The organism is Pseudomonas sp. (assembly GCF_026224925.1).
In the GTDB taxonomy this organism is placed as follows: domain Bacteria; phylum Pseudomonadota; class Gammaproteobacteria; order Pseudomonadales; family Pseudomonadaceae; genus Aquipseudomonas.
In genome coordinates this window covers 1-6,597 of sequence record NZ_JAMFRV010000506.1, presented here as the reverse complement: position 1 = coordinate 6,597, position 6,597 = coordinate 1, and the positions used below count along the sequence as shown (strand labels likewise).

The following is a 6,597-nucleotide window of genomic DNA, read 5'->3' as shown; positions in this document are numbered from 1 at the left end:
TAGGGGCGGCTCGGCAGATGGTCCTCGCCCACCTGCGTTTTGTCGTGCATATCGCACGCAGCTATTCCGGTTATGGCCTGGCCCAGGCTGACCTGATTCAGGAAGGCAACGTCGGCTTGATGAAAGCCGTCAAACGCTTCAACCCTGAAATGGGTGTGCGTCTTGTGTCGTTTGCTGTGCACTGGATCAAGGCTGAAATTCACGAGTTCATCCTGCGTAACTGGCGCATCGTCAAGGTCGCTACGACCAAGGCGCAGCGCAAACTGTTCTTCAACCTGCGCAGCCAGAAAAAACGTCTGGCTTGGTTGAACAACGAAGAAGTCCACCGTGTGGCGGAAAGCCTCGGCGTCGAGCCACGTGAAGTGCGCGAGATGGAAAGTCGTTTGACGGGCCACGACATGGCGTTCGACCCGGCTGCTGAAGCGGACGACGACAGCGCGTTCCAGTCGCCTTCCAATTACCTGGAAGACCACCGTTATGACCCGGCACGCCAGTTGGAAGATTCCGACTGGACCGACAACTCCACTGCCAATCTGCATCAGGCCCTGGAAGTGCTCGACGACCGCAGCCGTGACATTCTGTATCAGCGCTGGTTGGCTGAAGAGAAAGCCACGCTGCACGACCTGGCGCAGAAGTACAACGTCTCCGCCGAGCGTATCCGTCAGCTGGAAAAAAGCGCAATGAACAAGCTGAAACTGTCGATTGCTGCGTAAGCAGTACACCCGATACACAAAAACGCCCTGATCAGAGATGATCAGGGCGTTTTTTGTTGTTTCGCTATGGCTCCTGGCTTCCGGTGGGACCGAGTTTATTCGGGAAGGGGTCGTGTCAGACGCAAACGATGCTGTGTTGTGAAATCCCTTCCCGAATGAATTCGGTCCTACGGGTTTTGTGTATTGCCCATTTTTGTGTTTTAAAACCTCCGGCTGTGATTCAACCCCACCAGATAATCATCCCCGCCCAACTGGCGCATCTGCTGCCGGATCCAGCCGGCGCGGCGTGATACGTAGCTGCTGGGATGGCTGGCGCTCCACTCGCGGGGGTTAGGCAATACAGCGGCCAAATAGCTGGCCTGCTGGATGGAAAGCGCACCGGCATTCACGCCGAAGTGATGCCGCGCAGCCGCTTCGGCGCCAAACACGCCGTCGTCCCACTCAACGCTGTTGAGATAGACTTCGAGGATCCGTTGCTTGGACCAGAACACCTCGATCAGCCCGGTGAACCATGCCTCCAGCCCTTTGCGCAACCAACTGCGGCCCGACCACAGAAACAGGTTCTTCGACACTTGCTGGCTCAACGTGCTGGCGCCGCGCACCGAGCCGCCGAGTTCGTTGTGGGCCAGCGCGGCCTGAATCGCATCGACATCAAAGCCCCAATGCTCAGCGAACTTCTGATCTTCGCCAGCAATCACGGCCACTTTCAAGTCATTGGAGATCTTGTCCCACGGCTGCCAGGTGCGTTGCAGATCGATCGGTTGGCCGTCAGACCAGGATTCGATCTTGCGTTCGACCATCAGCGCGGTGCCCGGCGGTGGCACCCAACGAAAGATCAATACCAGCACAACGCTGGCCGCTGCGAACCAGAACATGGCTTTTATGAGTCGATTGAAGAGGAAACGCAGCATAGAGATGGCTTGGCCGGAGCAGTCGAGCGGGCCATTATACAGACCCTGCGCAAATGACAACCGTTGACTGGAGTTCGAGATGTTTCGTGGCTTTTTGATGCTAGCTGCTTTTTTTGGCTTTACCGGCGTTGCTCTGGGTGCGTTTGCTGCCCATGGCTTGAAGAACAAGCTCAGCGCCGAGTACCTGGCGATCTTTCATACCGGCGTGCTGTATCAACTTATCCACACCTTGGCGTTGCTGGCGGTTGCACTGATTGCCGTTCAAATTCCCGGCCGCCTGGTGACGTGGGCGGGCATCTCATTTGCCGTCGGTATCCTGTTGTTTTCCGGCAGCCTGTACGTGCTGACCCTGACAGGTATCAGCAAACTGGGCATTATCACGCCGTTCGGCGGCTTGGCGTTCCTGATCGGCTGGGCTTTGTTGGGCCTGATCGCATGGCGTTTAGGTGGGGTTTAGACGCCCAGTGCTGACTCAATAGTCCAGCTTGAGACGAATGGATAGGCTTTGCCTTGGTCATATGTACTGATCGGGCTAGAATGCTGGCCCCTAAAATGAAGGCTGCTGCCCGCATGCGCATTCAGTTGAACGGCGAATCCTTTGAACTACCCGATGGCGAAACCGTCGCGGCATTGATAGTCCTTCTGGACCTGACCGGACGCAGAGTCGCGGTCGAAGTCAATATGGATATTGTTCCGCGCAGCCAGCATATTTCCACGACCCTGCGCGAAGGCGACCAGGTCGAAGTGGTTCATGCTATTGGCGGCGGTTAATCCGCGCCGGGCAATCAGCGGTCCATCAAACCCGGTTTCAAGTCTGCAAGAACCTCAACCTTAAAGAGGATTTCCGATGAGCAATTTTCGCACCGACAAGCCTTTCGTCCTGGCCGGTCGTACGTTCCAGTCGCGCCTGTTGGTCGGCACTGGCAAATACCCGGATATGGAATCAACCCGTCTGGCGATTGAAGCCTCGGGCGCTGAAATTGTAACGGTCGCCGTTCGCCGCACGAATCTCGGGCAAAATCCGGGCGAACCGAACCTGCTGGATATCTTGCCGCCGGACCGCTACACCATCTTGCCGAACACCGCTGGCTGCTACGACGCCACCGAAGCCGTGCGCACCTGCCGTTTGGCCCGTGAACTGCTCGACGGCAAGAATCTGGTTAAGCTGGAAGTATTGGCCGACCAGAAGACCTTGTTCCCGAACGTGATCGAAACCCTCAAGGCCGCCGAGATTCTGGTCAAGGACGGTTTCGATGTGATGGTTTACACCAGTGATGACCCGATCATTGCCCGTCAGTTGGCAGAAATCGGTTGTATCGCGGTGATGCCACTCGCTGGCCTGATTGGCACCGGGTTGGGTATCTGCAACCCATACAACCTGCAAATCATCCTCGAAGAAGCCAAAGTGCCGGTTCTGGTCGATGCAGGTGTGGGTACTGCCTCCGACGCCACCATCGCCATGGAACTAGGCTGTGAGGCGGTGCTGATGAACTCGGCCATCGCCCATGCTCAAAACCCGGTAATGATGGCTGAAGCCATGAAACACGCAATTGTCGCTGGTCGTCTGGCGTACCTTGCCGGGCGTATGCCGAAAAAACTCTATGCCAGCGCCTCCTCGCCGCTGGATGGCCTGATCAAGTAAGAGCCCGTTGATGACTGAATCGTTAGAAGCAGCACCGATCCCGGAAGAGGGCGAAGAACGCCAGCATCGTCGCATCAAGAGTTTCGTGATGCGCGCCGGGCGTATGACCGAAGGCCAGCAACGCGGCCTCGACCAAGGGCGTCCGCTGTTCGTTTTGCCGTTGGTGGATGCGCCCGTAGATTTCGATCAGGCGTTCGGTCGTTCAGCACCACGCACCCTGGAAATCGGCTTCGGCATGGGCCATTCGTTGCTGGAAATGGCAGCGGCCTCGCCTGAGCATGATTTCATCGGTGTTGAAGTGCATCACCCAGGTGTTGGCGCGCTGCTAAACGGCGTACTCACTCAAGGCCTGACTAATGTGCGGGTTTACGAGTGCGACGCAATCGAAGTGCTCAACCGGTGCATTGCCGATAACAGTCTCGACCGCTTGATGCTGTTCTTCCCGGACCCGTGGCATAAAAGCCGTCACCACAAACGCCGCATCGTTCAGCCTGAATTCGCTGAACTGGTGCGGAGTAAGTTGAAGGTCGGCGGTATTTTGCACATGGCCACCGATTGGGAACCGTATGCCGAGTACATGCTGGAAGTGATGAACGTCGCGCCCGGTTATCGCAACCAGGCCGAAGACGGCAAATGCGTACCACGCCCGACTGAACGCCCTATCACCAAGTTTGAACGCCGCGGCGAAAAACTCGGGCATGGCGTGTGGGATTTGAAGTTCGAAAAGCTGGCTTGATGTAAGGCACCGCTTGATGATTGCCTGTGGGGCCGAATTCATTCGGGAAGGGTTTAATGCGGTGTGCCCGACACACCGCCTTCCCGTATGAATTCGGTCCCGCAGTAAGTCACTGCGTCCTACCCACGGCGATCCGCGACAACCCCAATCAAGATAAGCACCACCAACAACACTGGCGCCAGGCTGTAGTTGTTGAACTGGCTCAGGCCACGAATTACCCACGGTGTGGCGTAGATCAATGCTGCGCCGCTGCCGATGGTGCACAACAGCGCCATTACCGGTACGCGCAAAGCGCCCGCCAAGCTGCTGATACGGCCTTCGATCCAGCCTTTGATGTCTGCGCCGAACAACACCAGCAAACAACCGACCAACGCCAAAGAAATTTCCGAGAGATTACTGCGGCTCCAGCGCGAAACGGTGGCGAGCAGGTCGAGTACAAGATCCATGCAAAAGTCCTTAGATCAAAAAATAGTGCAGCAAGTCATTCAGGAACAACTGGCCTTGAGGGCTGGCAACCAGCCGCGTTGGGTCCGTGTCCATAAGGCCACGTTGTTCGGCCTGTTTCCGGGCGCTGGCCAGCGTGTCGAGGCTTAGACCGGTGCGCTGGGGAAATAGCTCGGCGGCCACGCCATTTGTCAGGCGTAAAGCGTTCATCAGGAAGTCGAAGGGCATTTCTTCGAGGCTGACCAGCTTCTCACCGGCCTTGAAGGCTTTGTCCGGGTTCAGGTAATCCTTGGGCAGCCGCGTCTTCCAAGTGCGGACGATGCGCCCGTCTGGATGGCTGACTTTGCCGTGGGCGCCGGCACCAATACCGATGAAATCGCCGTAGCTCCAGTAGTTCAGGTTATGTCGGGCAGGCTTGTCAGGTTGGGCGTAGGCCGACACTTCGTATTGCGCGTAACCGTGTTCAGCGAGCAGCGTCTGCCCGGCCTCTTGAATGTCCCAGAGAATATCGTCTTCTGGCAGCGTCGGTGGCTGATTCCAGAACACCGTGTTCGGCTCAAGGGTCAGTTGGTACCAAGACAGATGGGTCGGCGCCAGCGCGATGGCCTGGCGCAAATCACTCAGTGCGTCATCCTGCGACTGGTCTGGCAAACCGTGCATCAAGTCCAGGTTGAAGTTGTCGAACCCCGCCTGGCGCGCCATGTCTGCAGCGCGAATCGCTTCATCGCCGTTATGAATCCGGCCCAGTGCCTTGAGCTTCTCTTCCTGAAAACTCTGGATACCAATCGACAGCCGATTGATGCCCAAACCGCGATACGCGCTGAATTTGGCTTGCTCAAAGGTGCCGGGATTCGCTTCAAGCGTAATTTCGATGTCGCTAGCAAAACGGATGCGCTGTTCCACGCCTTTAAGCAGGCGGCCCAACGCATCGGCGCTGAACAGGCTCGGCGTACCGCCGCCAAAGAAGATCGAACTCAGTTCGCGGCCATGGACGTGCGCCAGGTCTTGATCAAGGTCCGCCAACAACGCGTCGACGTATTCTTCTTCAGGCAGGACCGGGCTGGCTGTGTGCGAGTTGAAATCGCAATACGGGCATTTGCGCACGCACCACGGGATATGGATGTACAGCGCCAATGGCGGCAGGTGCGGCAGGGCAATTCGAGGCGCTTGCGACGAAAACCCAGCCTCGCCCAAAAATAGCGGCTGTGCGGGCGATTCCTGGGTCATTGCAAACCCAGACGTTGACGCAACAGCACCATGGCACGGGCGCGGTGGCTGAGTTGGTTCTTTTCAGCGGGGCTCAGTTCGGAGCTGGAGCAGTCGCGCTCGGGCACCCAGAACAACGGATCGTAGCCGAAACCGTGTTCGCCGCTGGCAGCGGTCAGGATGCGCCCGTGCCACAGGCCTTCGCACAAAATAGGCAGTGGGTCATCGGCGTGTCGAACCAACGCCAGCACACAGACAAACTGTGCACTGCGTTGTTCAAGAGGCACATCTTTGAGGACCTCCAGCAGCTTGGCGTTATTCGCTGCATCACCTTTGCCATCGGCATAACGAGCCGAATAGATACCCGGTGCGCCACCGAGATAATCCACGGCCAACCCAGAGTCATCAGCCAAGGATGGCAGACCGGAAATTCGCGCCGCGTTTCGCGCCTTGAGAATCGCGTTCTCGACGAACGACAGGCCGGTCTCTTCTGGCTCGACGTCGCTGAATTCGCCGATTGAGCGCAGGTGTACGGAACCGCCAAGCATTGCCTGGAGCTCTTTGAGTTTGCCGGCGTTATGGCTGGCCAATACGAGTTGCGTGAAATTCATCATTCGCCTGGAAAAACTTCCTGATCAAAGCTGAAGCTGTTGGTGTTGTCGCCGGCTTTGATGTTGATGGAAAAGGTCAGCGTTTCTTGCTGCTCGATAGGGAACTGCGCGATGTAGTACACCGCACCTTGTTCAGCTATCTGCCTGAAGGTCAGGGTCAAATTGCGGCCCGTCAGGTCTTTCACCGTGCCGGTAACATTGGCCACCACCGGTTTGCCTGCTTTGACTGCGGCAATATTAAGCACGCCTTGATTTTTACTGCGGATCAAACCGGCTGCGGAAGCGATCTCGGGCTGCAAATAGCTGGAAGTAATCGCGCTGTAATGCACCGTAG

At 57.1% G+C, this 6,597-nt stretch carries 10 protein-coding genes; 5 read left to right on the top strand and 5 right to left on the bottom strand.

Annotated features, from left to right (window positions below; genetic code table 11):
- A partial coding sequence (gene rpoH, locus M0974_RS21590) for an RNA polymerase sigma factor RpoH (protein WP_297841466.1) occupies positions 1-713 on the top strand: 713 nt, incomplete at its 5' end.
- Positions 714-913: 200 nt separating this feature from the next.
- Here rpoH and mtgA read toward each other — a convergent pair.
- Positions 914-1,624 (bottom strand): monofunctional biosynthetic peptidoglycan transglycosylase, encoded by a 711-nt coding sequence (gene mtgA / locus M0974_RS21585; RefSeq protein WP_297841463.1) that lies wholly within the window; start codon positions 1,622-1,624, stop codon positions 914-916.
- Positions 1,625-1,703: 79 nt separating this feature from the next.
- Here mtgA and M0974_RS21580 point away from each other — a divergent pair, with 79 nt between their 5' ends.
- The 4 genes from M0974_RS21580 (at position 1,704) to trmB (ending at position 4,002) form a co-directional block, all read left to right on the top strand.
- Entirely contained in the window at positions 1,704-2,081 is a 378-nt protein-coding gene (locus tag M0974_RS21580; RefSeq protein ID WP_297841459.1) for a DUF423 domain-containing protein, read from the top strand.
- A gap of 113 nt (positions 2,082-2,194) precedes the next feature.
- On the top strand, positions 2,195-2,395 hold the full coding sequence (thiS, locus tag M0974_RS21575; protein WP_297841456.1) for a sulfur carrier protein ThiS: 201 nt from the start codon (positions 2,195-2,197) through the stop codon (positions 2,393-2,395).
- 76 nt (positions 2,396-2,471) lie between these two features.
- The gene (locus tag M0974_RS21570; protein WP_297841454.1) at positions 2,472-3,266 is read left to right on the top strand and encodes a thiazole synthase; all 795 of its coding nucleotides are present in this window, start codon (positions 2,472-2,474) and stop codon (positions 3,264-3,266) included.
- A 10-nt stretch (positions 3,267-3,276) separates the two neighbouring features.
- The gene (trmB, locus tag M0974_RS21565; RefSeq protein WP_297841451.1) at positions 3,277-4,002 is read left to right on the top strand and encodes a tRNA (guanosine(46)-N7)-methyltransferase TrmB; all 726 of its coding nucleotides are present in this window, start codon (positions 3,277-3,279) and stop codon (positions 4,000-4,002) included.
- Positions 4,003-4,121: 119 nt separating this feature from the next.
- Here trmB and M0974_RS21560 read toward each other — a convergent pair whose 3' ends face one another.
- From M0974_RS21560 to M0974_RS21545, 4 genes are all read right to left on the bottom strand, one after another.
- Positions 4,122-4,448, bottom strand: coding sequence for a DUF3392 domain-containing protein (locus M0974_RS21560; RefSeq protein WP_297841449.1), 327 nt, complete (start codon positions 4,446-4,448; stop codon positions 4,122-4,124).
- Positions 4,449-4,458: 10 nt separating this feature from the next.
- Complete coding sequence (gene hemW / locus M0974_RS21555) at positions 4,459-5,673, bottom strand: radical SAM family heme chaperone HemW (protein ID WP_297841446.1); 1,215 nt, start codon at positions 5,671-5,673, stop codon at positions 4,459-4,461.
- Positions 5,670-6,266, bottom strand: a complete 597-nt coding sequence (rdgB, locus tag M0974_RS21550) for an RdgB/HAM1 family non-canonical purine NTP pyrophosphatase (protein ID WP_297841441.1) — start codon at positions 6,264-6,266, stop codon at positions 5,670-5,672. Before rdgB ends, hemW begins: the two co-directional genes overlap by 4 nt.
- Positions 6,263-6,597: DUF4426 domain-containing protein (locus M0974_RS21545; RefSeq protein WP_297841438.1), on the bottom strand; the 335-nt coding region annotated here is incomplete at its 5' end. The genes M0974_RS21545 and rdgB, both read right to left, overlap by 4 nt.

Excerpts from the sequence above, each read along its gene's own strand:
- mtgA (WP_297841463.1), bottom strand. The coding sequence starts at position 1,624 with ATGCTGCGTTTCCTCTTCAATCGACTCATAAAAGCCATGTTCTGGTTC.
- rdgB (WP_297841441.1), bottom strand. The coding sequence starts at position 6,266 with ATGATGAATTTCACGCAACTCGTATTGGCCAGCCATAACGCCGGCAAA.
- M0974_RS21580 (WP_297841459.1), top strand. The coding sequence starts at position 1,704 with ATGTTTCGTGGCTTTTTGATGCTAGCTGCTTTTTTTGGCTTTACCGGC.
- M0974_RS21560 (WP_297841449.1), bottom strand. The coding sequence starts at position 4,448 with ATGGATCTTGTACTCGACCTGCTCGCCACCGTTTCGCGCTGGAGCCGC.
- M0974_RS21570 (WP_297841454.1), top strand. The coding sequence starts at position 2,472 with ATGAGCAATTTTCGCACCGACAAGCCTTTCGTCCTGGCCGGTCGTACG.
- hemW (WP_297841446.1), bottom strand. The coding sequence starts at position 5,673 with ATGACCCAGGAATCGCCCGCACAGCCGCTATTTTTGGGCGAGGCTGGG.
- thiS (WP_297841456.1), top strand. The coding sequence starts at position 2,195 with ATGCGCATTCAGTTGAACGGCGAATCCTTTGAACTACCCGATGGCGAA.
- trmB (WP_297841451.1), top strand. The coding sequence starts at position 3,277 with ATGACTGAATCGTTAGAAGCAGCACCGATCCCGGAAGAGGGCGAAGAA.